The sequence below is a fragment of the Providencia sp. PROV061 genome (assembly GCF_011045655.1).
Lineage (GTDB): Bacteria > Pseudomonadota > Gammaproteobacteria > Enterobacterales > Enterobacteriaceae > Providencia > Providencia hangzhouensis.
In genome coordinates, this window is sequence record NZ_CP042861.1 from 3,409,510 (window position 1) to 3,436,489 (window position 26,980).

Genomic DNA, 26,980 nt, shown 5'->3' on the forward strand with positions numbered 1-26,980 from the left:
TTTTTATGCCATACCTCAAATATAAATTGAAGGCTTGATTTTATTTAACCATTTGTATTTATTATAGATTAATTTAAAGTCCAGAATCACATCAAATAAACCCAAAGCCGCTTGTCACCTAGCGTAGAACTTGTTTTATAACGTTAATACACAAGGTTATCCACAGAAATGGTGGATAACTCTTGAAGCCCTTAGAGCTCATGGATTCACAGGATCTCTAAGATTTGCTCAATGGAGGCAAAATGACAAAAAGATGGCAGTTTAATGAAAAAATTTTTAAGTAGTAACTGCTATGAAAAACAGATTTTATATTTTTTATTAAGATCTGAGTGGTATTTTTACTGAAATACTTGACAGTATTTTAGTTGAGAACGTTAAAAAAGATCGGCTCCCTATTTAACAATTGATCAGCCCCAAGCATTGAGTGTGGCTTGGGGAAAAGTATTGATATTTTTATATAATCAAATAGTTAATAAAGAAAGATCCAAATAGCTTCCTAATTTACCGTTGAGTGTTTTTTGGTGTGGGATCACCCCTAAACAAGGTGCTTTGATCATTCGGTTAAGTGTTGACAAATATTGCTCTTGGAAAATACCTGCGGGTTCAACTTCATTGGCAACCCAGCCGGCTACGGGTAAACCTGCAGCTTCGATAGATTCCATGGTTAACAATGCATGGTTTATACAGCCTAACTTAACACCAACAACTAAAATAACGGGGAGTTGCTGTTCAATCACCCAATCTGCATAAGTTTTTTCTACAGATAACGGAGTATACCATCCACCAGCCCCCTCGACTAATAACCAATCCGCTTGGGACTTCAAATAAACCAACCCTTTATTTATCACTGAAAATTCAATGGGTTGATTTAATTTCTCACTGATAATGTGCGGTGAAGTTGGCGCTTCAAATACAATAGGATTAATCGCCTCATAGGGTAATTTTACTCGACTATTGGCTTGTAATAACAACGCATCGCTATTACGTAGGCCATCCGCCGTGAGCTCACTCCCAGATGCGACAGGCTTATAGCCCACCGTATTCAAACCTTGATAACCCGCAGCTTGCAATAAAGCACAACTTACAACGGTTTTCCCTACTTCTGTATCCGTTCCTGTTACAAAGTACATTTTAGTCACGGTAAATCGCTCCAAACACCGTATGATAAGTTAGAGGTAAGCCTTGCTCTGTCATTGGATAGAGCAAAGCAAGTTGCTGCAAATGCTGGCGGGTCATTAACCCTGCTTTACGCCCAGCAGTCAAATGTGTCGCTCCAATGCCTTTCAATGAATGAAGCAACGCTATTAATTCAGGAAAATAGACGGTATCCTTCTGAAAAATAAGTTTATGTCTCCATGACTGACAACTATTTTGTATCTGCTGAACACTGAGAAAGGAATTCACATGTGAATAGCCGTCAAGTGAATGCCAAGCTGAAGACAATTCTGCGAGAGAATGCTCTGCAAGTGTGGTGAACACCACAACTCCCCCCGGTTTTGTCACTCGATATAATTCACTTAATGCTTTGCTGAGATCTTGGCACCATTGGACCGATAAATTGGAAAAAACCACATCAAAGGTTTGTGAATCTAACGGAATGGATTCTATATCAGCACATAAATAATGATCAGCCACAGCTTTCGTTTGCGCCATTTCGAGCATACCAGCAGAAAGATCTAAAGCCGTGATGTGATGTCCTTGATTTTTCAGTTTATGGCTAAAATACCCCGTACCGCACCCTGCATCTAAAATATGTAATGGTGCTGTGAGTTCTGAACTGTTTAAGACTGAAGTCAGTTGACCAAGCAGTTGTGTTCCTGTTGATCGTTGATAACTTGCCACTGAGTCATAACTTTTAGCCGCACGGCCAAATGCCGCTGCAATTTTATGCTTTTCACGACTGAGCGATAAAGTCATGTAAAGCCTCCAATAATTGATCGATATCTTGACGTTGATGCGCAGCGCTTAATGTGACTCGTAACCTAGCACTCCCAGGCGGAACCGTTGGCGGCCTGATCGCTTGCACCCAAATATTTTTTTTGCGTAAGAAATTGGCTAACTGTTGGCTAGCTTGGTTTTCCCCGATAATTAATGGTTGAATAGCCGTCATTGAATTAGCCAGCTGCATGCCATTAAAATCAGCATTATTTCTAAAATACGCAATATGTTGGTTAAGGTCTTCTCGTGCTTGATCTGCGAGCTGAATTTGCTCAACTGCCGCTAGAAGCGCGACAGCCTGAGCCGGAGGCATTGAAGTGCTATAAATTAAATGGCGTGCGGATTGGACAAAAAATTCAGCCGTTGACTCATCACACAATACCGCTGCGCCGCTTAAACCAAACGCTTTACCAAATGTCACGACTAAAATTTCAGGTTTAACCCCATTCGCGAAGCAACTACCACGGCCTTGTTCTCCGATAACACCAATACCGTGTGCATCATCAACCATCAGCCAAGCATGCTGATTTCTAGCGATTTCCTGCAATTGTTGAAGTGGAGCACTATCGCCATCCATACTAAAAACGCCTTCTGTGACGACAAGCGTTTTTCCCGAAACCGGTTTTTGAATTAAGTTATCAAGTGATAGAGGGTTATTATGCTTAAAGCGCCTTAATTGAGCCCCTGAATGAATCGAGGCCTCCATTATTGATGCATGGCTAAGTTTATCCGCTAAAATACGATCATTTGCCGTCATTAATGCCGTGATCACCGCATGGTTCGCGGCAAAACCTGAAATAAACAATAAGGCTTTTGGGTAGCCGAGCCAATCAGCGAGAGCTTGCTCTAATTTATCATGTGCTTTGGTGAACCCTGTAATATGGCCCGATCCTCCACTACCCACACCATATTCATCAGCCCCACGTTGCCACGCGGCAACCACTTGAGGATGATGGGCTAATCCCAAATAATCATTGGATGAGAAATTAAGAAATTCTTTTCCAGCCAGAAAAAGCGAACGACCATTGGCACTATCAATACACTGCCGTTGACGCCAGATAGAAGCCTGCTTACGCTGCTCTATCTGGTTTTGTATAAATGATTGCCAAGTCATTATACTGCTGCGTTATAAAATTGAGGGTTATCGGCGGTTAACAACGTTTCGGCTAACTTAGCGGCTTGATGGTTATCCCCTTCGCCAGTTTCAATTCGCTCAGGGTTAATATCCAGTTTTCTAAATAGTGCTAAATCTTTGTTTTCATCAGGATTTGGCGTCGTTAATAATTTACACCCATAGAATACTGAGTTCGCACCGGCCATAAAACATAATGCCTGAGTTTGCTCATTCATGTATTCACGGCCTGCCGACAGCCTAACGTATGACGTTGGCATCATGATACGTGCAACGGCAATAGTACGAATAAAATCAAACGCATCGACATCTTCGTTATCTGCCATCGGGGTTCCTTCAACCTTCATCAACATGTTGATCGGCACACTTTCTGGCGGTTTAGGTAAATTTGCCAATTGCACCAATAAGGCCGCTCGGTCACTGACTTTTTCGCCTAAGCCTAAAATCCCACCAGAGCAGACTTTGATCCCTGCGTCTCGGACATTTTCGAGTGTATTTAAGCGGTCTTGATAACTGCGAGTCGTAATAATATTGCCATAGTATTCAGGAGAGGTATCAAGGTTATGATTATAATAATCTAACCCGGCTTCTGCTAAGCGTTGAGCTTGAGAGTTATCAATCATCCCTAAAGTCATACAGGTTTCCATCCCTAATAACTTCACTTCTTTTACCATCATTTCAAGATAAGGCATATCGCGTTCTTTCGGATTCCGCCATGCCGCGCCCATACAAAAACGCGTTGAACCTGCTTGCTTAGCTTTTTTCGCAGACTCCAGAACTTGCTGAACTTCCATTAGTTTTTCAGTTTCTAGTCCTGTTTTATAGCGCGCGCTTTGCGCACAATACTTACAATCTTCTGGGCAAGCCCCAGTTTTAATCGATAGCAAAGTACTGACTTGCACTTGCTGGGGGTCGAAATGTTGGCGATGAATTTGCTGTGCCTGAAATAATAATTCAAAAAAAGGCATTGAAAACAGTTCATTAGCTTGTTTTATTGTCCACTGTTTTAATTGGCTCACGGAAACTCTCCAGTTGAAAAAGTTGTTGCCAGTTTAAATATTGCGATTATCATGTCAACTAAAATGATCTAAAAAAGTTGACGATGATAGCAAATGGATAACGTAGATATTCAGTTTGATGCCAAACATATTTGGCACCCTTATACCTCGATGAGCCAGCCAATTCCGGCTTATCCGATTGTTGAAGCCCATGGAGCCGAGCTAATCATGGCCGATGGGAAAAAATTAATTGATGGTATGTCTTCATGGTGGGCAACCATTCATGGTTACAATCATCCTGTATTAAACCAAGCGGTAACAACGCAACTAGCGAAAATGTCCCATGTGATGTTTGGCGGGATTACGCACCCACCCGCAGTGAATCTATGTAAACAGTTGGTTGCTATCACACCAGAGCCGCTGGAATGTGTGTTTCTCGCTGACTCAGGCTCCGTGGCAGTTGAAGTTGCTCTGAAAATGGCATTGCAATATTGGCAAGCAAAAGGGGAAAAGCGTCAGCGCATCCTGACATTACGCCATGGATATCATGGTGATACTTTCGGTGCGATGGCCGTTTGTGACCCAGATAATTCAATGCATGGCCTGTATAAGGGGTATTTACCTCCGCATATTTTTGTGGAAGCCCCTCAATGCGGTTTTTACGACGAATGGGACAGCGCCGATTTGCATCCTCTTGAAGTTCAACTTGCCGAAAATAGCGATAAAATTGCGGCGATCATCCTTGAACCGATCGTTCAAGGGGCTGGTGGAATGCGTATCTATCACCCTGAATATTTAAAGGGAGTCCGCCATTTGTGTGATCAATATGGTCTACTGTTGATCGCTGATGAAATTGCGACTGGTTTTGGTCGTACGGGTAAATTGTTTGCTTGCCATCATGCTGATATATCACCCGATATTATGTGTTTAGGTAAAGCACTAACTGGGGGCTATATGACACTTTCTGCCACTCTCACAACTCGCCATGTGGCAGAAACCATTAGCAATGGTGAAGCAGGTTGCTTTATGCATGGACCAACCTTTATGGGTAACCCTCTTGCCTGTGCGGTGGCGGATGCCAGCCTGAGTTTGTTACTCAATAGTCCTTGGCAGAAAATAATTGCCACTATCGAACAACAACTTAAGGCTGAACTGATGCCTTTAATATCCCACCCTAGTGTTGCAGATGTACGTGTTCTTGGTGCAATTGGCGTGATTGAAATGAAGCAGCCAGTCAATACAGCCGCTTTACAAAAAGTATTCGTGGAAAATGGTGTTTGGGTTCGCCCATTCGGCAAACTTATTTATGTTATGCCACCGTATATCATCACCCCCGAGCAACTCAGTAAAGTAACAAATGCAATGGCAAAAGTGTTGGGATAGCACAATAAATTCAATGGTAATCGAAGTGATTCTTACTGAATTTTTAATCTAGAGTATTTCATAAATCATTTGAGCTGTAACAAGGCGGCAAGTGAAACTAAGCCCTAGGAGCATACACCAGTATGTGACTAGGGTTAGTAAACGTAGCCAACACAGTTACGGCTCAAAGGATGACTGAAATAACCCACATAGGACCTTTCCCGACCATATACCGTCCTATTTGTGTCAATTTCCCTGTAATCGGGTCAATTTCAGAAACTGAAATATGGTCTGATTTTTGCCCACTCGAAATTAAAAAGCGCCCTGTCACATCAATATTAAAGCCTCTTGGGTGCGTCTCTGTTGGGTAACGTGCTTCTAATGTTAGCTCGCAACCGTCATCAGAAACCAGATAGTGGCTGAGGTAACTTTCAGAACGTTCACTAACATACAAATGGCGGCCATCTGGCGTAATGTGGATATCTGCAGCCCAGCGCTGACTTTCGTTACCTAATGGGTAATTTGCCAAAGTTTGCATGTTACGATAGCGAGTAAATTTACGATACACGCCTACCGTTGAGTCTAACTCATTCACACAATAAATGACTTTTTCAGTAGGATGGAAAGCCAGATGACGGGGGCCGGATTTCTCAGCTGTGGTAATTTGATCTGCGGTTGCTTCGGTTAAATAACCATTTTCATGTAAATCGAATAAACGGATATGGTCTTCGCCTAAACAAGGAACCCAAAGCTGTTGGTTATCAACATCAACATGGGAAGAATGTGGATTACGCAAGCCTTCAATCACTTGAACAACGCGATCTGGGACGCCTTCTTCATTAATGGTTAACACTGACAAGTTATGTTGATGATATGAAGGAACAAATAGATATTTGCCATTATTATCAAGGGATAAATGAACCGGTGTACCTGGAATTGATGTCTCCGCTTTTAAACGTAGTAACCCTTTCTCTTCAATTTCATAGGTTACGACACGGAAATTCGGGCGCACACCAATATAAAGGTGTTTTTTATCATGGCTGAATACCATAGGTTGCACTTGACCCGGTGTTTTTACCGTTTGCAGAAGAGTAAGCTCCCCAACCTCATTCATCGACCACACGTGAATTTGCTGACTCTCGGGGCTCGCAATATAAACAACCTGATTCATCCTGACTCCTTAATTCATGATAAAAATACAAAACCGCATCTATAATCCACTATATTGGCTTCACTATACTTTATATTATGCAAATTACACTGGGTAAATAGCACTGACGCGGCTGTTACATATCGTACCAAGAACAAATAATAATGATACTAAAACGGTTCAGTTAACGTTATGATGATAAAACATATCAAGTTGACTATTTTTATAGCAATAATTTCTCATTATTCGTTAAATTCATCATCTCCCTATCTCTACCCCTTTAGTAAGATAGGTAACAACTAAATCACGTGGAGCCGTTTATGTCATACCGCGTTATTGCGCTCGATCTTGATGGAACACTGCTTGATCACCAAAAGAAAATTCTGCCTGAATCTTTAGCAGCCTTACAAGAAGCACGCCGCCAAGGCGTCAAAGTGATCATTGTCACAGGCCGCCATCATGTTGCGATTCATCCGTTTTATCAAACTTTAGATCTCGATACTCCAGCCATTTGTTGTAATGGAACCTACCTATACGACTATTTAGGCAAAAAAGTTCTAAAATCAGATCCTATGACCCTCGATTCTGTCACACAAATGATAGACAAACTGCGTGGAACAGATATTCAGCATTTAATGTATGTTGATAATGCAATGCTCTATAACGCACAAACAGAAGGCATTAAACGTACATTGAATTGGGCCGAATCCTTACCTGTTGCACAGCGCCCAACCATTGAATTTGTTGAAGATTACGCTGATGTGATGCATAACTATGATTCTATTTGGAAATTTGCTGTTAGCTCGCCAAATACGGAGCAACTTCATCGAGTCGTTAGCGAAATTGAAAATGATTTTGGTTTGGACTGTGAATGGTCTTGGATGGATCAGGTTGATGTCGGCCGCAAAGGCAATAGCAAAGGCCAACGCTTAAAAGAGTGGGTCGAATCCCAAGGGATGACGATGAATGATGTTGTGGCTTTCGGTGACAATTTTAATGACTTAAGTATGCTGACAACCGCAGGTTTAGGTGTAGCGATGGGCAATGCGGTTGATGAAATTAAGCAGCAGGCCAAGTTAGTCACTCGCATCAACACGGAGCCGGGTATTGCTGAAGTTATCCGTAAATACGTTCTCTAACGGGGTTATGAAATAACAAGAAAACTTAGTTCAATTCTGGTTACTGACACTCTCCATACTTTTCGGTTAAAGATTGTCAGTAACCGGAAAAAACTCTACATAATTGATGAATCAATACAACTTATTGGGTAAGTAATTCGATTAACGCTTGCTCTAATACAGGTAAGGCCGCGCCATAAATTCGTGAGTTTCGGCTCATCTGACTCATTGAGAGTTCCGGTAATGATTGGCCAAAAAAACGATTTTGCTGTTGGAAGCTCTCACAAAACGCAGCCCAAATTTGCGGGTTTTTCACAAAAGGCCCCGACACAATTAAACGTGAAGGGAAAAATACACGACAAATATTTGATGCTGCATTTGCCATATGAGAAACAGCTTGCTGCATCGTTGCATTATTCACTAGATCATGAGTAGCCAAAATTTCTGCCACATTTTCTTCATCATCATGGGCTTTAAATTTACCAGCAAGCACATCTGAACCAATTGCCCATAATGCAGTAACCGTTTCTAAGCACCCAACTTGCCCACACTGACACGGCTTATTTTGCCCTGGGATATGCCAATGCCCTATTTCACCAAAAGCATGTCCACCTATATTGATGTAATTATCTGCGGTACTAAAGGCAACCCCGACACCGTACCCCCAATGCAGTAATAACGTACTTTTGCGACGCTCAAGTACATGTAGCATTAACTCGTCGTCCAAAGTTCTTGATAAAACAACACGATACTCAGGGGGAAATAAACTTTTGATATCTAAATTATTCATTCTAGGCCAACGAGATGCATGTATCCAATGATAAGTTTTGCGATCAAATAACCCCCCTAAAGAGAAGACACACCCCGAAACTTCCGCTGTTCTCGGTATTTTTTGCAGAATATTTTTGTGAAGTTGGCTAATTTTGCTGGCTAATGCTTGGCTATCACACTCAGGTGATGCTTCAAGCTGCTCATGCGCAATGACATTAGAAACTAAATTGATAGCAAAAACATGTAATGACAAACTAATGACTTGGAAAACTAATGTTACTAAACGATTAGGATTCACTACCAGTATCATTGATGGCCGACCTCGCCCTGAATGTTGGCTGATTGTTTCGGTCAATAAACGGTTATCTAAAAGCTCAGTAACATGTTCTGATACGGTAGTTGAGCGGATATTCAGAAATTTTACTGCTTCACGACGTGTCGTGATTTGGCCATTTAAAATGGCAAAAAAAATACGTTCCTTATCATTTGTAATAGACTGAGTGATCGGTAAATGTGATAAAAAGCCAGTCGTTGTTTTTAATATCATAATAATTCGATATAAAGCCGTTTAATCTAGGTCCCTGCACCATTCATCAAATAGGAATAGGCAACCTACCTACAGCTTACCCCTTCTCAAGTCAGAAAAATGGTAAATAACTATCGATAAAGTATGCCTCAAGGGTCTATCGTCAATCAATCCTTATTAATAAAAGAAAAAAGCCAGAACGCGGTAAGGCAGCCTGGCTTTTGCTGGTTAAAACAATACGCTAAAGTAATTAAAATGTATATTCACGCACAACTTCACGATTGATAGTGCTCTTTACAATATTTAGTTGGTCATCCCAGGTAATTGCTGATACTGGAGGGGTTATTCCACACCTCATCAATGCGGGCTGTAAATAATGGCGTGGATTAGTGGTCGCCATCATAATAGCTTCATCAAAGCTTGCTATCTTATTGTTCACTATATTACGTACCGCTTGGTCTAATGTCAGGCTAGACCCCGCTAAATTAGCTTCCCCGGGAACCCGCACGGTGCCATCATCAGTACGTTCAATTGACATAGCTGCAAATTGGTAATTCCCTGCTTTATTACAACCTGCAGCGCTGACAGCGTCTGTCACTAAAATTGACCTAGCGACCGTCTTAGTTCGTAATAAATTTTTTAATGCGGGAAATGGAATATGTATTCCATCAGCAATAAAACTGGCACCAATAGCATCGCAACTTAATTGAGCTTGAAGCGTATTTTCCAATTTATGTAAATATTGAGGAATACCATTTCCTAAGTGTGTACTCATGCAAACACCCTCTTTGGCCGCTTCCTCCATTTGGCTAAAATTGATATTAGAGTGCCCTACCGCCACACACTTCCCCATGGCAACTAACTGTTTTACAAATTGAAATTGCCGGTCAAACTCTGGAGCATAAGTCACTAGCAGTATCGGCTTGCTAACCTTTCTTTCTAAACTAGCAACCAAATTAATATCTGGTTTAATAATATCGCAGGGAGGATGACATCCCGCATACCCCACTTCTGGATTAATAAATGGCCCCTCCAAATGGTAACCAGGAACCATAAGTTTACCAAGATGGCTTTTCGATACGGCCTTATCTAATGCCCGAAAACGCTCTATAAGAGAAGACTCCGATGCTGTAATTAACGTTGGTAAACAAAATGTTACTCCTGTTTTTAACATTTTATCTAGTGCATAATCTAATGCTTCTGCAGTAATATTTTCATCATTAAAATCAATACCTGCAAAACCATTTACCTGAATATCAAATAGTCCACTGGTTACCTTCATCGTTTGATCCCTCAATACTTTTCCTTAATAGCGCCCTGTTAACAAGGAAGCAGAATCTTTATCCAAGAATATTCGGCAATCTTGATGTTGTTGAATAATTGACGCAGGAACTTGGTTGGTTATTTCACCTTCTATTGTATTTTTTACTGCAATAGATTTACGTAAGTCAGGTACGCTAAGTATTAAAGTTTTTGAACTTAAAATATGCGAAATACTCATAGAAATAGCTTGCTTAGGTACTTCATTCAAATGGGCAAACCACTTTTCGCCCAATTGCTGTTTTCTACATGCTTCATCAAGGTTAACCACAAGATAAGGCGAGCTCACGTTAAAGTCTGCAGGTGGGTCATTAAACGCTAAGTGTGCATTTTCTCCTATTCCTGCAAAACAGACATCAATGTCATACTGGCGAATAATATGATTTAGCCTCTGAATTTCTTTTTCTATATTCTCAGCGGAACCATTTACCCCAATAAATTGCTTCAGTGATGGCAATTTATTGACAAGTCGTTCTTGTAAGTAACGGCGAAAACTAGCCGGATGTCCTTCATTCAGGCCAATATACTCGTCTAAATGAAAAATAGTAATGCGAGACCAATCAATATCTTCATTAATTAAATTTTCCAGCATTTCAAATTGGCTAGCTCCTGTTGCGACGATAATGGCAACATCTGCTTTTTTACTAAGCGCCTGTTTAATCGCAAGTGCTCCCGCTTGGCTGGCCTTTTTACCTAACATTTGTTTATCTTCAGAAACAATAATATCCATATGAACCTCATACTAAATAAGTAAAAATTTAATCTGTATCTTATTGGTGTTGTTTTAATTTTCTGGCCATTTGCACGGCGATTAATGTCAGCACACAGCAGAAAATCAAGTAGTAAACAACATAAGTCGGTTTTCCATCACCAACAGAAACTAAAGCAGCTGCAATAACTGGGGTTGAGCCTGCAAAAATAACACTGTTTAGTTCACGAGAAAGTGCAATACCTGAATAACGATATTGTGTTGGGAATAGATTAGCTAAGAATGCGCCTTGAGCTCCTGATGTCGCGCCATGGCCAATACCATAAGCAATACACATACCCAGTGTTGCCAGTACTAAACTACCACTGCCAAGGAACCAAAATAATGGGAATGCAAAAGCCCCTAAGAAAATAGCGCCGAATGAGAAGATTGTAGTTGTGCCATATTTATCAGTTAATTTCCCCATGACAGGCGTCATGACTGTATTAACAAGTACAGCGACCATTAATGCCATCAATCCATCAGATTTTTCCATTCCTAACGTATTAGTGAGGTAGCTAATACTGAATACACTAAGTACATAACCATTTGCTTGATGCCCCGCCAAACTAAAAAAACCACAGAGTAAATTTTTTCGACTATGAATAAATAATTCTTTAATCGGAATTTTTTGCTCTTTTTTATCTTTCTCTGCTTTTTCGACTGATTTAACATATTCAGGGGTTTCATCCAATTGCTTGCGAATATAAATAGCGACAATAAATAAAACGATAGATAGCAAGAAAGGAACACGCCAACCCCAGCTCATAAAGGCATCATCAGGGAGTTGTGATACAGCAAAAAAAGCGGCAGTCGACAATAGAATGGCGATCCCTGTAGATGCATTAATTAACGAGGTATAAAACCCCCGCTGCTTCATAGGGACATATTCCGCAACAAAAGTTTGGGCACCTGCTAGCTCAGCGCCTGAACCAAAACCTTGCATTAATCTGATTACAACTAATGCAATCGTGGCCCAAATGCCAATGTGGTAATAAGTCGGAAGTAATCCAAGAGCGAGTGTTGCGATCCCCATTAAAACAATGGCAAAAATAAGAGCTGGTTTGCGCCCGTATCTATCTCCTATATGAGCTATTATTACCCCCCCTAAAGGACGTGAAATAAAGCCTACAGCAAAGGTAAGAAACGCTGCTAATGTTGCAATTGTGGGTGATAGATTCGGAAAGTAAAGTTTATTGATCACTAGCCCTGCTGCTGCACCATACAATGAATAGTCGTACCACTCTATGACCGTTCCTGACACGCTAGCCATCATCACTTTTCTAATCGTTTTTTTATCTGCAGCTGGCTTATCAGCTGCAGTATCGGTAGCTAATTGTTCTGAAATAGTGTCACTCATACTGCCCCCTACATTTATTTTAGGAATACATTATTTGAGGTATGTTTTGTTCAAACAAAACGGACAAAAAGCGCGCACTATTGAAATTAGCACTATTAAACTGAATTTAGAACATGATCGTTCTTAAATTATTTAGAAATGAGATCGAAATCATATTTCAATGAGAAAACATATACTTTTATTTAAAATAATTTATTTTAATTTTATTTTAATTTTTTATTAAAAACACAAACAAACAATTAATATTATAAGAAAAATCAAATAGATATAACAAAAAAGACATTGTAACCATTAAAATAACCCCTGCTCAATTAAAAATATATTTATAATATAAAAGATATTTGATTATAAATAATCTCTCTATAACCGCCAATTAATTTAAAAACATGTTTGTTTTTTAATATTTAATTTGCCATATTGAAATGTCTTTACTCTACATTGATTGCTTCTATTATAAGGATCGAGTTATGCTACATACCCCTCACTTAAATAATCAAACTTTCCAGCCCGTTCAAGAAGTTAAACCATTGCTCGTTCCCCGTATCGTTCACCTTGGTTGTGGTGCATTTCATCGAGCTCATCAAGCTCTTTACACTCACTTATTATTTGAACAATTTCTCTCTAATTGGGGATATTGTGAAATTAATTTGATGTCCGATAGCGGAGCTGTGTTAATTAATCAATTAAATAAATATAACGGCCATTACACTTTACTTGAAAAAGACGAAGAAAAATCGACCGTTAGAACGATTAAGGTGATAAAAGAAGCAATGCATCCACGCATTGATGGCATAGATGCTGTGGTAGAAAAGATGGCTTCCCCTGATACAGCAATTATTTCATTAACGGTCACAGAAAAAGGCTATTGCCTTTCTCCTGCAACAGACCTGTTGAATTTGTCACACCCCAACATACAACATGACATCGCACACCCAACAAAACCACGATCGGTTTTAGGTTATATCGTCGCGTCACTTCGTTTACGTTTTCAACGACAACAACCCCCTATTACCATTCTTTCTTGTGATAATATTCGTAAAAACGGTGAGGCCGCACGGCGTGCTATTGTTGGTTTAGCCGCTCAACAAGATAAACAACTAGCGCAATGGATTGATCAACACATTTCATTCCCAAGTACAATGGTTGATCGAATTGTCCCAGCCATGACTCAAGAATCATATGCAGAAATTAAACAATTAATTGGCAGAGATGACCCATGTGCCATCATTTGTGAATCATTTCGCCAGTGGGTTATTGAAGATAATTTTGTGAATGGTAGACCAGACTGGCAGCATGTCGGTGCTCAATTTGTGCCTGATGTCACACCCTATGAAATGATGAAATTACGTATGCTAAACGGAAGCCACTCTTTTCTTGCTTATCTAGGTTACTTAGGTGGCTATGAATTTATTTCCGATGCTATGCAAAACTCTGATTACAGTAGAGCGGCGTACAGCTTAATAATAAACGAACAAGCACCTACACTTTTCATCCCTGACAATACAACCCTATTACAATATACACAAACTTTAATAAAGCGTTTTTCTAACAAGACAATCAAACATAAAACTGCACAAATTGCGGCTGATGGGAGCCAAAAATTACCTCAACGCTTACTAGACTCAATAATGTGGCATCAAAAGCACGGCTCAGACTATGCATTTCTCGCTCTCGGAGTTGCTGCCTGGATGAAATATGTCAGTGGACAAGATGAGCAAGGTAATGCAATAGATATTAAGGATCCTTTACAACATAAATTTGCTGAAATCTATCACCTATGTGGGGTTGGTTTGGAAGCTGTTGATAGGCTTTTAGCGATTAACGCTATCTTTCCACTTGAGTTTTCTCAAAATCAAGATATCGTCAAAAATGTAAAAACAGCCTATCAGCAGCTAATCTCTGTTGGCGCTCGTGAAACAGTTAAGCACTATCTACAGCAAACAGTAAAGTAGAGATTAACTTTATTTATACATAAAAATTAATCTATGAAAGGAGATATCGTATTTTATACGTAAGCTGCGATATCTCTTATTGATTACTTTTTGGATAGAAGAGAAAAATATGTCCTTGCTATAAATGGCGGGAAAGTGACACCGACTTCACTTGCGCATAAACTTTACGCCCTTTGCGAATAGAAAGCTCATCCCTTGCCCAGCGAGTGATCCGCGCCCATAAATAATGTTCTTCGCCTAAATCTAGCTTCACATCTACTTGCTCGCCATCTTCAATCCATTCAACCACTTCTGCGGCTAAAATATTACGAATACTGCTCACTTGTGGTTTTTCGAGTACCAAAGAAACATCTGCAGCGTCAATACGTATACGCACATCAACACCTTGTTGGGCTTCAACTCGAGGGATCCACAGTTTTTGGCTACCAACAATCACCGCTGTCATTTCATAATCAGAGTGTTGGCTATGCACAGTTGCACTTACCACACTGCTTAACGTTTCTTGCTGTAACCAAGGGCGTAAAGCACTGCTTGCCCAAACATCTTCCAAAGCGCCAAATGCTTTAACTTTTCCCTGCGCCATGACAATCACTTTGTCAGCCAGACGCAATATTTCATCCAAACTATGGCTGACATATAAAATGGGAATTTTCACGTCTTGAGAAAGCTTTTCTAAATACGGCAGCAATTCACGCTTTCGAGGTAAATCCAAAGAGGCTAACGGCTCATCCATTAGGAGAATTTCAGGGGCTGTAAGTAATGCGCGGCCAATGGCGACTCGTTGTTTTTCACCACCAGAAAGGGTTATCGGATAGCGATTGAGTAATTTTTCAATCCCTAACAATTCAACAATATCATCGAAGCGGTCTTTCATTACGGGTGACATGCCATAACGCAAATTGCTTTTCACCCGATAATGGGGAAATAGCCGTGCATCTTGAAATACATAACCGATATGGCGTTGTTCAGGTGGTAAGCAAATACCTTTTTCCATATCCACCAATGTACGGCCATTTAATACAACACGCCCTGTATTAGGTTTAGTTAACCCACCTATCACATTGATAAGCGAGGTTTTACCAGCGCCTGAAAGCCCAAAAACGGCAGTAATACTTTCCGTTGGCAATTGCGTTGTGACTTCAAGCCGTAAGTCCCCTAGTTTTTGAAAAAAGTCGAGTTCTAACATGCTAAGCCACCCCCAAACGCTTTTTACCCCAACGGGTGAGCCACTCTGAAATCAGTAATGAAATCAAGGCTAAAATAATCGCAATCACACATAAACGTGCAGCGTCTACCTCAGCCCCTGGCGTTTCAATTAAGGTGTACATCGCTAATGGGATGGTTTGTGTTTCACCTGGTATATTCGAAACAAAAGTAATTGTGGCGCCAAATTCACCAAGTGAACGTGCAAATGCTAATACTGTTCCGACAATAATACCGGGAAGAGAAAGCGGAATGGTGATTGTGAAAAAGACACGTAACGGTGTTGCGCCTAATGTCCTCGCGGCTAATTCCAATTTTTGGTCAACCGCTTCAAGCGCTAAACGGATCGCACGTACCATCAGTGGAAACGCAACCACGGCAGACGCAAGCGCAGCCCCCCGCCAACTAAAGGTAAAACTAAATCCAAACCAGTTATATAGCCATTCACCGATAAAACCGCGTTTACCCATACTGATCAATAATAAATACCCCACTACCACTGGCGGCAATACCAGTGGTAGATGAATAATACTATCGAGCAGTGTTTTTCCAGGAAAATTACAGCGAACCAATACCCATGCCATTAAAATACCCAATGGCAAACTGAAAATTACAGCCACACTGGATACTTTTAGACTTAGATAAATCGCTTCCCATTCATAAGGACTTAACATCTGCAAAAAAATACTCTCTTAACATTTATTTAGTACGAGGTTCAAAACCATAACGTTTGAATACTTCTGAAGCCGCTGGGGTTTTCAAGTATTCATAATAATCACGGGTTGCTTTGTTATCTTGATCTTTAACAATTGCCATTGGATATTCAACAGGTTTATGGGTATCAGCAGGGAAGACACCTACCACTTTGACTTTTTGGCTAGCGACAGCATCAGAGCCATATACAATACCTAAAGGCGCTTCTTGGCGCTCAACCAATGCCATACCACTACGCACGTTATTTGTACGTGCTAACAGCGGGTCAACTGTTTCCCATGCACCTAAGTTGCTTAATGCTTCTTTGGCATAAATACCAACAGGGACATGGTCAGGGTCACCAACGGCTAAACGACCACCATCTAACAGTTTTTTCCAATCAGTTTGTTTATTAATTTCAACTTTATCAATTTTGGCATCTTTCGGTGCAATTAACACCAATTCATTACCTAATAATGTATAGCGTGTATCTTCTACCATCAATTTTTTATCGATAGCATAATCCATCCATTGCTGGTCAGCCGAAATGAATAAATTAGCGGGGGCACCTTGCTCAATTTGACGAGCCAGCGTTGAAGAAGACGCATAGGATGCAACAACCTCTACTTTAGTGTCTTTCTTATATTGCTCAGAAATTTCATTCAGTGCATTAGTTAGAGAAGCCGCTGCAAAAACCGTAATTTTATCAGCTGCAAAGCTATTGCTAGCCATCGTTAACGTCAATGTTGCGCCAGCGAGAAGTGATACCAAACCTTTTTTCATTTTTATCTACCCTAGTATTAATCGACACGTTATATATAACAGGACACAGCGATAACTTAAAGTCAAACTCGTAATAAAAGTGTGCTGGCGCAAGAAATGATGCAATTTTGTTGCATGTTTTCTCTAAAATCCCACGAACGATGAAAAATTCCTCAGCCGTAAAATCGTTTTTATATAGAGAACAATTTATATCCTTTGTAACTTTATCGGCACAAATCGTACACAATTGAATATTTTATCCAACTTTTGCAGATAGATAAAAACAGAGGAGATAATATGGCTATTCAACCGACAGCGCTTTCTCCAACCCAAGCTCACTATATGAGTGGATTAACCATTGAGCAATTTAATGGGTTATTTGAAAAAAATATTTCCCCTGAAGCTTTAGCTTCTTTAGCAGAATCAGCGGGTAATGGGAGCTTAGAGAGTATCGATTTATTACACAATATCGCTCTACGGCAAGACAACGAAGGAAGAAAAGCAGAAAATATCCTATTTGATTTATTTAGTGGAAAGCTGCCTGCAAAGAAAGGTATAGATAAAGAAATACAAGAAACTAGCAAAAAATTATATCAATTACACCTTAATACAAAAATCAAAAAACACCTAAAAGATTCGAAACTAACGACCCCTTCTAAGCTCCTTTATATTGTCGGATCTGCAATAGAAAAAGTTATTGATAAAATTAGTTTAACTAAACTATTGATGAAAAATGAACCCGAGGAATCTACTCTTTGGGATAATAACAGGATGACAACAAGTGATGAGATTGATTCAAGCAATAAAAATAACCCAACTTTGCCATCAAACATGACCATCAATTGCTCAATAGGACTCATGCAAAATGGCTACAACTTATTAGCCGATGTAATTGAACAAAAAATTTTAAATAATAAAACATTAGATAAATGTGAGTTATTTCCTATCAATATCAATGATAACCATTGGGTCTTAGCTGTGTTCTATCAGCCGGAACATAAGCAAGATATGAAATGTGTCGTCTTTAATTCATACCAAAATGTCAGCCCTGAAATTACTAATGAAATAGCAAAAGCCGCAGAAAAGGCAGGTATCATAGAAAAAGATATAACCTATATTGAAGGGAATATCCAACAACAAGTCCCTAACGGATGTGGATTATTCGTTGTTGAAGCTATTAAGCAACTCACTGAAAATACTCAGCAAGATCCTTATGATACATTAAAAGAATTTCAAGAAAGTTTTATAAAAAAGACGATGGCTGAACAAAAAGAGTTTAATATTCAAAACCGCAGACAGCTATATTCAAATTACCATGATAGCCAATATCCATCATTATAATGCCCACTGCTATATGAAAAACCCCCTGACTGCATTTACAATCAGGGGGTCTATAATCAGTCAGACAAGAAATTTTGTTAAAAATTACTTGTTTTCAGTATTATGATGATGAGGTACGTGTGCTTTAGACAGTAAGTTAAAGAACGCGCCCAAACCGTAGATCAAACCCATGATCAAAAACATAACAACTGGAACCATCATCAGGGCAAAACCCAAACTTTTAATTAGTTCTAACATAGGAAAAAGCCTCTTCAGTGATACTGTACCCACCAGCCTACAAGATACGCTGACGAGGGAAAACTTGACTCTCAGTATATTGAGTATAAATCAAATCAAAATAATAACGCACAATTACGTTATAATGGAGACTATTTTAGACAAAATATTATACTAACGACATACTAAACGTGCTTTTTACGTCTGTCATCACCAGCCACGCCGGAAGGGAGAAATTTATGCAGGCCGAAATTTTACTCACACTGAAACTACAGGGCAGTTTATTTGCTGATCCTCGCCGTATCGCGCTACTAAAACAAATTAAAGCGACAGGGTCAATCAGCCAAGGCGCTAAACTCGCAGGGATCAGCTATAAAAGTGCTTGGGATGCCATCAATGAAATGAATCAACTCACTGATGATATCCTTGTTGATAGGGCGACAGGTGGTAAAGGCGGTGGCGGCACAACACTGACTCACTATGGTGAGCGATTACTTCAACTATATGATTTACTAGCACAAATTCAGCAAAAAGCCTTTGATGTACTCAAAGAAGATAATCTCCCTTTAGACAGCTTATTAGCAGCTATTTCGCGTTTTTCACTGCAAACCAGTGCCCGTAACCAATTTTTTGGGACGTTAATTGCACGCGACCACATGCAAGTTCAGCAACATGTACAAATTCGTTTAGCAGACAACAGAACGGTGATCAACGCCGCATTGACAGAGCAAAGCGCTAACCGTTTAGGGTTAACGGAAGGGAAAGAAGTGCTTGCATTGATTAAAGCACCTTGGGTCAAAATTACTAAACAACCTAACCCAACAGGCTTTGATAACCGCCTTGAAGGCAAAATTACCACTTTAGAGCGGGGTGATGAGAACAGTGAAGTGATTGTGACACTCACAGGCGGTGAAACTTTATGTTCAACTATGCCAAATAGCGAAATCGATGCCCAATCTTTGAAAGTGAATAATAGCGTTATGGCATTATTCAATGCGGACCAAGTGATTGTTGCCACACTTTGCTAATTTGCTAGTTTGCCCTGCTTACTTACAATAAAAGTAAGTAAGCATTCACCTTTTTTCCTTATCATATCGTTCTGTTGTTGACTTTAGCTTCAATCCTGATTATTTGTGATAGATGACAAGGTAAATAATCATGATAAGGAAGCTTGATGAGCACAATAACAATACAACATGGCAACTTTAAGCTCAGCGAAATTCAGACTTTAGACATTCAGCAACTTAACATCGAAAAAGGGGAAAATTGGGCTTTTATTGGTGCCAATGGTAGTGGTAAATCATCACTTGCTCGAGTACTTTCCAATGAGCTCCCTCCTCTTTCTGGTGTCGTAAAAAATACATTCACCTCTCCTGTTCGTCTATCATTTGAACAATTACAAAAAATCATTAATGAAGAGTGGCAGCGCAATAATACAGATATGCTCAGTGATGATGAAGATGACACGGGATATACAGCAGCTGAAATCATTCAATTTAACCATAAGGACAATGAATACTGCCTTGAGCTTGCCGCTCGCTTCGGTATCAGTGACTTGTTGTCTCGTCGGTTTAAGTACCTTTCTACGGGTGAAACTCGCAAAGTACTGTTATGCCAAACATTGATGGGTAATCCTGACTTACTGATCCTTGATGAGCCATTTGATGGCCTAGATGTTTATTCAAGAAGTCAGCTCAGCGAACTACTATCAAGTTTGTCTGAAAAAGGCTTAACTTTAGTGTTAGTGTTGAACCGCTTTGATGAACTCCCTGATTTTATTGAAAACATAGGTGTTGTCGCTGATTGCAAACTAGCAATGGTGGGAAATAGGGAGTCAGTACTTGCTAACACGCTAATAACGCAATTACAGCATAGTGAGAAAATTAAACAGCTTTCTATCCCTGAAACTGAGGCTCCAACCGCAGATGAAAAACTGGATGACACGACACCTCGTATTATTTTGAAAAATGGAACTGTTAGCTACAATGACAAACCGATCTTGCACGGTTTAAATTGGCAGGTAAACCCAAACGAACACTGGCAAATTATCGGTGAAAATGGCGCTGGAAAATCCACCTTATTGAGCTTGATTACAGGAGATCACCCTCAAGGGTATAGTAATGACTTAACCTTATTTGGTCACCGTCGTGGGTCAGGAGAAACCATATGGGATATTAAGCGCCATATTGGTTACGTCAGCAATAGCATTCACCAAGAATACCGTGTCGCAACCTGTGTACTCAATGTCATTATTTCCGGTTTTCATGATTCTATTGGCTTGTACCAAACCCCCTCTGATCGTCAAATACAATTAGCGTATGAATGGCTAGCTCTGTTAGGTTTTTCGACGCAAACAGCTCAACAACCTTTCCACAGTCTTTCGTGGGGGCAGCAGCGCTTAGTCTTGATAGCTCGAGCACTAGTTAAACACCCTGCTATGCTTATTCTAGATGAGCCATTGCAAGGGCTTGATGGCCTTAACAGGTTGTTAGTTCTGCGGTTTATTGATGTAATGCTAAGACAAGGTAACACACAACTCTTATTCGTCAGCCATCATCAAGAAGACGCCCCTGCTTGTATTACACATCGGCTCACTTTTGTCCCTGATAATGGGAAATACCGTTACGATATTGAAAAACTTTAATTTTTGACTTATTTGCCAATAGACACGATGAAACTGTTGGCAAATTAATCTAATGTTTAATAGATGGTAACTAAGTTATACACAAATAACTCTTTGATTTTATTTTATTTATATTTTTTAGGTTATTTTAAATTAAAAAATTCACATAAAATCATTACACTGCGCCTATTCTAATAATTTAGACATCATAATGGATATTTTTTATGGCTTGGTTAATGTTAGCCTCTTCACTTGCAGTACTTGCAACACACCGTTTAATTGCTCTTTTTTTACTCGCTTGCACAATTATTACCGCAGCACTTACACACGTTATTGATTGGCAAGCGGTTCTACTATTGGTTTGTATTACAATAATTGCCATTATTCGTTTGCGTTTCCAACACTATCTATCCACCAAAATTATTAGTGAAATCATCTTACTAATCTGTACGATTGGGTTATTTATTCACTTATTCCCTGGGTTTAATAACCTGAAATATCTCGATAAAGTTACCGTAGGGGAACATAGCGCCCCTTTCACAATGTATTTTAATTTTGATAAGGCACTCGTCCCCTTTATTTTACTCGCCTGCTTACCAACGTTATTTGTCTGTCGGCCAGCCAAGCATGCAACTAAAATTCAATGGGCACTGCTGGTTATTTCTATGCCACTTTTATTGCTGGTCGCAACTGCTGCTGGCGGATTAGCCTTTGAATGGCATTTTCCTAGTTGGTTACCTGCTTTTGTGCTCTGTAACCTATTTTTTGTTTCATTAGCTGAAGAAGCGCTATTTCGTGGTTATTTACAGCAACGTCTAACCCTTTGGTTGAGGTCTCCTTACCTCGCACTAGTGATTACCTCACTGTTATTTGGCGCTGTGCATTTTGCAGGTGGACCACTGTTAATTCTCTTTGCTACGTTAGCGGGTTTGATTTATGGCCTAGCTTGGATGTGGAGTGGTAAATTATGGCTGGCTGTATCGATTCACTTCGGGTTAAATTTGGGACATCTGTTATTTTTTACTTATCCAATTAAGTTGGTTTCTAATTAGTGTTAACTAATTAAAAATTCATAATCACTCAAAAATTGGATGATCTTCACCGTAAAAAATCACTAACACGAATAATGTTAGTGATTTTTCATTATTATAGCCATGTTATCTATCGTTAATCTAATGACTAGTTTGATTAACATTCATTGGCTTAATTTCCCCAGACTCAATATTAAGATAAAAATCTCGACTTGGATTTCCTTGTAGATATTTATCAATTACAGTGAAAATACTGCCAAAGCGTAATTTAAAAATATTCTCAAATGAACTATCCGCGTTAATTTTATCAGTCTCATTTGGTAATGACGATAACAAGGTTCCTGTGAGAAATCGATATTGGTTTAATCTTTCTACAGGTATATCTTGCAACGCAAGCTCGTCTGCATTACGTAAACGATAAAAATCCACAGCAAGGTCAAAACCATTCCATTTTGCAAAATCATTTAACTGATACCCTGTATTTTTAGCAAGAGTAGCAGCTTTATCACTGGCTTTTTTCCATGCATCGGAGTCTTTATTCAAGTAGATTTCGGTGACATTGACAGTTCCCGGGTCTTTAGCGCAAATTTCATGATTTTGACTCAATGGTGCCGTTAATACTTCATTATAAGCTTTCTTAGTATCTAACTGGCTTAAAATAAGCATCTCTTCGCCATTCAAACTAAATAACATTTGACGAATTTCACATGGCCATTCCTCAGGAATAAAACGTAAACGTGTCAGTTCAGTAATATGCCAGTTAGTGAAGTCATAATAATTATTTGCGCTTAAGATATCTTTATTCCAAAGATGCGACGAATTAGTATTTTTGAGGTGTTCCCACTCTTGCTGATAGTGCTCAAATAACTCATCAAACCGAGGAACATCTTCTATTACAATGGTTTGTACATCAATTTCATTCGCATTTCTAAAATTCAATATTTTATAAGCAGGAACATATGCAGCCATTGAAGGAGCTTGAATATTAAAAAGTAAGCTGCCATCCGAATACTTACGTACACCTGTATCATTAAAATGCATATGACCGCCAACATGAACACCGATACCTGTTTTTGCCATTGCATGGCTAGTGTCTTCTTTTGGTGCCCTTTCTAACTGAAATTTACCTTTGCCAAAAATGGTTTCAAGGTCATCTGCTGCACCATTATCAAATTCAACCATCGGGAAATGGCTAAACGTGATTAATGTTTTATTTTGCTCTTTCGCGCGCTTTGCAACATCTGCCATCCACTCAACAGTCTGTTGTTTGTGTGTCAACATTTTGTTGTAACCCGCATTCCCCGACCCTGCAAAGTTTTTAGCTGCTTTAGGGTGATTAATATCTGCTTTTTCAGAAGGAACATAGACATTGGCATCAACGGCCATTAACCACAAACCAGGAATAGGCTCAACAAGGTAACTGCTGTCTGCAACATTAAAACAAGGCCCATATCCCTCTTGTTTATATTTACCGCCTGTTCCTTGAGTACAAATTTCATACTGCCTTTGGTTAAAATCACTGGCTTTTAAGGCTGCTTCATAGTTGTAACCTTGAGAACCATAGTTTGAGTATGGTGTTTCCCAATAAATATCTTCTGGTAACGGATTAATACCAAATGATTTCATTGCATCCATCACTCGACCATAACCACTATATACCATCTGTTCAGAGCAAATTGTTGGCAGCTCAGCTCCCGTTTCTATAACGGCAGTCTTTCCTTTATATCCCGTACACTCACTTGCCCCTAAACTAAAGATACGCTGCGTTTTACCATCAGTTCCAAGAAAATCTTCTTTTCCTGCTGGCATATCAAATGGACGGTTCGGATCATGATTCCCTGGTGTAGCAAAGAAACGCATACCATATTTTTGCTCGTACTCTTGCAATACTTTTACTAACCCACGTAAGTGAATAGGTTGGCCGTCATCAGTAAAATCACCAGGTAATGCAATAAGTTTAATACCTTTCTTACCTGCATCATCAAGTGCAGCACGTAGAGCAAAATAGTTTTCATTAAATAAACGCGTAGATGTTAATTGCGCATACATAGAACGAATAACGGCATTTTGACCACTTTTACTATTTTTTAATCCTTCAAATGCATTATCAGCAAACTGCCCATATACATCATGAAAATGGATATCTGGCATAAACGCGACGCGATAATTATAAGGTTGAGCCGTAGGGGCATTTGCCATTGCGACAGTTCCAATGGACATTAATGCAAGGGCAAAACTATATTTTAATTTATTGTTCATATTTGTTCCCTTTAGATAATTAACTATTTCTATCAGAAGTTATATGCAATGCCAACGCGATAACGCCACTGCCATGCATCACGGTAAGTTTGTCCATTTTTGACATATGAACCATCATCATAGGACACATACCCTAATTCAACATAAGGAACCCATGTCTTATTACCAACCCAAGACACATTCAGATTATGTGCATAATCCTTTTCTTTACCTTTATATGCAGGATAATCAGTATCAAATTTATATTCAAAGTCATAACTTAATGAAAAATCTTGCAGCTTATAACCTAAATAAAAATTACTCTGCCAATAATGCTGATTATCTTTTTTAGGCTTATTAGAGTTATCATAATGCCTTACGCCATAACGTAAACGAGTTCCAATATTAAAATCATCCGTTAAATTATAGGCAGCTTTGACACTGAATTTATAAGCCGTATCTTTATCTCCTGAATCTAGAGCAAAAGAAGGTGTTAAAACAAAATCTTTTGTGGCTTTATATTTATAACCAACTTCAACCTCATTTCCTTTTGATGATAGGTTTTCACCAAAACCACCATCTCGACTTCTCCATTTTCCTTCAAGGCTAAAATAAGTTCCATTTTGCATGCTATGGCCAATTTTGACACGGTCTTCATGGCGATGTTCATCCCCTAACCATTCATGACGATAGTCAATATATGTCGCATTCGCTGCTGTGCAAAATAATAATGTAGAGATACCTAGAGTTAAGTTTTTCATAAACTGATTCCTATAATTAATATTTATTTTTTATTTAATCGTTAAAACAATGATTCATTATCTATCTTTTATTTATAGATATACCCCTTATATTTTTAGAAAAAAACCATCCCATCCTTTTAAATAACTTAAAAGAAAATTAATTTATTAAGATTTTAATTTTTTATATTCTTATCTCATAACTCTAATTCCAGCTTCAATAATTCAACAATATCCTCTGATTTTTTAGCATTTAACATTTCATTTCTAAAAGACTCATGCATTAATTTACGTGCGAGAACAGAAAAGATTCGCATATGCTGGTTTTCATCTGAATAATTAATTGTTAGCATAATTACTAATTTAACATTAACATTATCTCCCCACGCTAACTCATTCGGTAAACGTAATACAGAAATACTACTGTGTTTAACAAAAGGTGATTTACAGTGCGGTATTGCAATTGAGAAACCTAATGCCGTACTAAAAATCTCTTCTCTTTGCCATATTGCTTGTTCAACTTGTGATCCAGAGTCAGTTCGGTGATTAACTTCTAAATTATCAGTTAATCGTTTAATAATTTCCTCTTTACTTTCCATTCTTTCATCAAGAAAAATTAAAGACGGATCCAATACTGAATAATCATTTTTTGGCGTATTAGCAGAGATAGACAAACGAGATAGTTTATCTTTTTCAAACTTGAACCAATTATCTGCATATGTATCAGGCTCAATAATTAATAAATCGTATTGCGTATCTAATAATAAAACATGAGCAGATTGAATTGATTCAATTATGGAAGATGAAAGACATATTAAAGGAAGAGAGAAAGATTGTGCTAAAATAGCGGTATGTGATGTTTCTGCCCCTGAAGCCATCACAATACCTTGCAAATACTCCCCTCTCAATGCCAATAATTCGCTTGGTGTCAGTAATCCTTGGCAAATAATAATCGAATCTTCTGTTAATTTAGGAAGTTGTATTTTAGATTCGATACCAAGATGCCTTGCTATACGCAATCCCAGATCCTTAATATCTAACTCACGTTGGCGTAAATATTCATTACTACTGCTTCGAAATGGTAAGCTGAGCTCTTCAATTGCCATTGATAACGCAGCAATCGCATTATTTGCCTCTCTTGGTTCAAGTAAGCACGCTTCAATATCCTCATCATCCAATAATTGGCTTTGTGCCTCTAAAATATCAACCGCTGTTTTATCAGCTTGCTGAATATCTAGACTAAATTGTTGACGAGCACTTTGTAACGCACGTTTTAGTATTTCACATTGTTCTGATTGTGAATTTGATGGCTCTAATAATGAAATCTTTTGTAAATCAAAAGATTTCATATAGATAGCCCTACCTTTTGCAATCCCTTGGCTAACACCATAACCCTGAATAATTTGAGATGATGTCCAACTCAGATATATAGGGATCATTCCTTGCTCTGGTTTATCTTTTTTGGGCATTAATCCATCACAATGAATAAATTCTTGTTCAATAAATACCTTTAGTTTTTCATAAGCCAGATTTTCATCATCTCCACTGATTGTAAAATAACATTCATCACCAACAGCGACATCTGCCCCAACAAGAGCCAACACACTTTTCGCATTGGCTTGGCGTAGTTTGCTTTTATTAAAAAGTAAAATATCTGATTGAAAACAAGCTGTTTTTTGCTCAATTGCACTCGCTGGTCTTGCATGAATACCATTAGGTAACTCACAACGAAATGGAAGTATTTGCATAATTTTTCCT

The 26,980-nt window shown here is 39.0% G+C and carries 23 protein-coding genes; 7 read left to right on the forward strand and 16 right to left on the reverse strand.

Annotated elements, in window-relative coordinates; translation table 11 throughout:
• Positions 1-461 precede the first annotated feature (461 nt).
• From bioD to bioB, 4 genes are read right to left on the reverse strand one after another with little or no spacing between them, the layout of a single operon-like run.
• Positions 462-1,139, reverse strand: a complete 678-nt coding sequence (bioD, locus tag FVA72_RS15715) for a dethiobiotin synthase (protein WP_110591359.1) — start codon at positions 1,137-1,139, stop codon at positions 462-464.
• Entirely contained in the window at positions 1,132-1,917 is a 786-nt protein-coding gene (bioC, locus tag FVA72_RS15720; protein ID WP_004256683.1) for a malonyl-ACP O-methyltransferase BioC, read from the reverse strand. The genes bioD and bioC overlap by 8 nt, the downstream gene beginning before the upstream one ends.
• On the reverse strand, positions 1,895-3,052 hold the full coding sequence (gene bioF, locus FVA72_RS15725; RefSeq protein WP_110591358.1) for an 8-amino-7-oxononanoate synthase: 1,158 nt from the start codon (positions 3,050-3,052) through the stop codon (positions 1,895-1,897). The genes bioC and bioF overlap by 23 nt, the downstream gene beginning before the upstream one ends.
• On the reverse strand, positions 3,052-4,089 hold the full coding sequence (gene bioB, locus FVA72_RS15730; protein WP_004256686.1) for a biotin synthase BioB: 1,038 nt from the start codon (positions 4,087-4,089) through the stop codon (positions 3,052-3,054). Before bioB ends, bioF begins: the two co-directional genes overlap by 1 nt.
• Before the next feature lie 93 nt (positions 4,090-4,182).
• Here bioB and bioA point away from each other — a divergent pair, with 93 nt between their 5' ends.
• The gene (gene bioA, locus FVA72_RS15735; RefSeq protein WP_110591357.1) at positions 4,183-5,451 is read left to right on the forward strand and encodes an adenosylmethionine--8-amino-7-oxononanoate transaminase; all 1,269 of its coding nucleotides are present in this window, start codon (positions 4,183-4,185) and stop codon (positions 5,449-5,451) included.
• A 163-nt stretch (positions 5,452-5,614) separates the two neighbouring features.
• Here bioA and pgl read toward each other — a convergent pair whose 3' ends face one another.
• Positions 5,615-6,601 carry a 6-phosphogluconolactonase gene (pgl, locus tag FVA72_RS15740; RefSeq protein ID WP_110591356.1) on the reverse strand — a complete coding sequence of 329 codons (987 nt, stop codon included), beginning with the start codon at positions 6,599-6,601 and terminating at the stop codon, positions 5,615-5,617.
• A 299-nt stretch (positions 6,602-6,900) separates the two neighbouring features.
• On the opposite strand from pgl, the gene FVA72_RS15745 reads away from it, so the two are divergent.
• On the forward strand, positions 6,901-7,719 hold the full coding sequence (locus FVA72_RS15745; RefSeq protein WP_004256692.1) for a pyridoxal phosphatase: 819 nt from the start codon (positions 6,901-6,903) through the stop codon (positions 7,717-7,719).
• A gap of 121 nt (positions 7,720-7,840) precedes the next feature.
• Here FVA72_RS15745 and FVA72_RS15750 read toward each other — a convergent pair whose 3' ends face one another.
• The 4 genes from FVA72_RS15750 to FVA72_RS15765 form a co-directional block, all read right to left on the reverse strand.
• Positions 7,841-9,016 carry an ROK family protein gene (locus tag FVA72_RS15750; RefSeq protein ID WP_004256696.1) on the reverse strand — a complete coding sequence of 392 codons (1,176 nt, stop codon included), beginning with the start codon at positions 9,014-9,016 and terminating at the stop codon, positions 7,841-7,843.
• Between the two features lie 229 nt (positions 9,017-9,245).
• Positions 9,246-10,277 (reverse strand): N-acetylglucosamine-6-phosphate deacetylase, encoded by a 1,032-nt coding sequence (locus tag FVA72_RS15755; RefSeq protein ID WP_096864114.1) that lies wholly within the window; start codon positions 10,275-10,277, stop codon positions 9,246-9,248.
• A 24-nt stretch (positions 10,278-10,301) separates the two neighbouring features.
• Positions 10,302-11,045: a glucosamine-6-phosphate deaminase gene (locus FVA72_RS15760; RefSeq protein WP_004256714.1), complete on the reverse strand. Its 744-nt coding sequence runs from the start codon at positions 11,043-11,045 to the stop codon at positions 10,302-10,304.
• Between the two features lie 40 nt (positions 11,046-11,085).
• Positions 11,086-12,423 carry an MFS transporter gene (locus FVA72_RS15765; protein ID WP_004256715.1) on the reverse strand — a complete coding sequence of 446 codons (1,338 nt, stop codon included), beginning with the start codon at positions 12,421-12,423 and terminating at the stop codon, positions 11,086-11,088.
• Between the two features lie 467 nt (positions 12,424-12,890).
• Between FVA72_RS15765 and FVA72_RS15770 the strand changes: the two genes are divergently transcribed.
• Positions 12,891-14,375, forward strand: a complete 1,485-nt coding sequence (locus FVA72_RS15770) for a mannitol dehydrogenase family protein (RefSeq protein ID WP_110591355.1) — start codon at positions 12,891-12,893, stop codon at positions 14,373-14,375.
• 118 nt (positions 14,376-14,493) lie between these two features.
• Here the strand turns inward: FVA72_RS15770 and modC are convergent, their stop codons facing one another.
• From modC to modA, 3 genes are read right to left on the reverse strand one after another with little or no spacing between them, the layout of a single operon-like run.
• Positions 14,494-15,561: a molybdenum ABC transporter ATP-binding protein ModC gene (gene modC, locus FVA72_RS15775; RefSeq protein WP_110591354.1), complete on the reverse strand. Its 1,068-nt coding sequence runs from the start codon at positions 15,559-15,561 to the stop codon at positions 14,494-14,496.
• 1 nt (position 15,562) lies between these two features.
• Positions 15,563-16,252 (reverse strand): molybdate ABC transporter permease subunit, encoded by a 690-nt coding sequence (modB, locus tag FVA72_RS15780; protein ID WP_094962413.1) that lies wholly within the window; start codon positions 16,250-16,252, stop codon positions 15,563-15,565.
• Between the two features lie 25 nt (positions 16,253-16,277).
• Positions 16,278-17,054, reverse strand: a complete 777-nt coding sequence (gene modA, locus FVA72_RS15785; RefSeq protein ID WP_096864111.1) for a molybdate ABC transporter substrate-binding protein — start codon at positions 17,052-17,054, stop codon at positions 16,278-16,280.
• Between the two features lie 276 nt (positions 17,055-17,330).
• Between modA and FVA72_RS15790 the strand changes: the two genes are divergently transcribed.
• Positions 17,331-18,374, forward strand: a complete 1,044-nt coding sequence (locus FVA72_RS15790) for an ElaD/SseL family deubiquitinase (protein ID WP_110591353.1) — start codon at positions 17,331-17,333, stop codon at positions 18,372-18,374.
• 84 nt (positions 18,375-18,458) lie between these two features.
• Here the strand turns inward: FVA72_RS15790 and FVA72_RS15795 are convergent, their stop codons facing one another.
• Positions 18,459-18,611, reverse strand: coding sequence for an AcrZ family multidrug efflux pump-associated protein (locus FVA72_RS15795; protein ID WP_004256731.1), 153 nt, complete (start codon positions 18,609-18,611; stop codon positions 18,459-18,461).
• A 218-nt stretch (positions 18,612-18,829) separates the two neighbouring features.
• Between FVA72_RS15795 and modE the strand changes: the two genes are divergently transcribed.
• From modE to FVA72_RS15810, 3 genes are all read left to right on the forward strand, one after another.
• Positions 18,830-19,618, forward strand: coding sequence for a molybdenum-dependent transcriptional regulator (gene modE, locus FVA72_RS15800; RefSeq protein ID WP_096864109.1), 789 nt, complete (start codon positions 18,830-18,832; stop codon positions 19,616-19,618).
• A gap of 146 nt (positions 19,619-19,764) precedes the next feature.
• Complete coding sequence (modF, locus tag FVA72_RS15805; RefSeq protein WP_110591352.1) at positions 19,765-21,234, forward strand: molybdate ABC transporter ATP-binding protein ModF; 1,470 nt, start codon at positions 19,765-19,767, stop codon at positions 21,232-21,234.
• A gap of 203 nt (positions 21,235-21,437) precedes the next feature.
• Positions 21,438-22,265, forward strand: coding sequence for a CPBP family intramembrane glutamic endopeptidase (locus FVA72_RS15810; protein ID WP_110591351.1), 828 nt, complete (start codon positions 21,438-21,440; stop codon positions 22,263-22,265).
• Between the two features lie 120 nt (positions 22,266-22,385).
• Here FVA72_RS15810 and FVA72_RS15815 read toward each other — a convergent pair whose 3' ends face one another.
• From FVA72_RS15815 to FVA72_RS15825, 3 genes are all read right to left on the reverse strand, one after another.
• The gene (locus FVA72_RS15815) at positions 22,386-24,503 is read right to left on the reverse strand and encodes a metallophosphoesterase family protein (protein ID WP_110591350.1); all 2,118 of its coding nucleotides are present in this window, start codon (positions 24,501-24,503) and stop codon (positions 22,386-22,388) included.
• Between the two features lie 32 nt (positions 24,504-24,535).
• Positions 24,536-25,243 carry an oligogalacturonate-specific porin KdgM family protein gene (locus tag FVA72_RS15820; protein WP_110591349.1) on the reverse strand — a complete coding sequence of 236 codons (708 nt, stop codon included), beginning with the start codon at positions 25,241-25,243 and terminating at the stop codon, positions 24,536-24,538.
• A 176-nt stretch (positions 25,244-25,419) separates the two neighbouring features.
• Positions 25,420-26,970 carry a fructose PTS transporter subunit IIA gene (locus tag FVA72_RS15825; protein ID WP_110591348.1) on the reverse strand — a complete coding sequence of 517 codons (1,551 nt, stop codon included), beginning with the start codon at positions 26,968-26,970 and terminating at the stop codon, positions 25,420-25,422.
• Between the last annotated feature and the right edge of the window lie 10 nt (positions 26,971-26,980).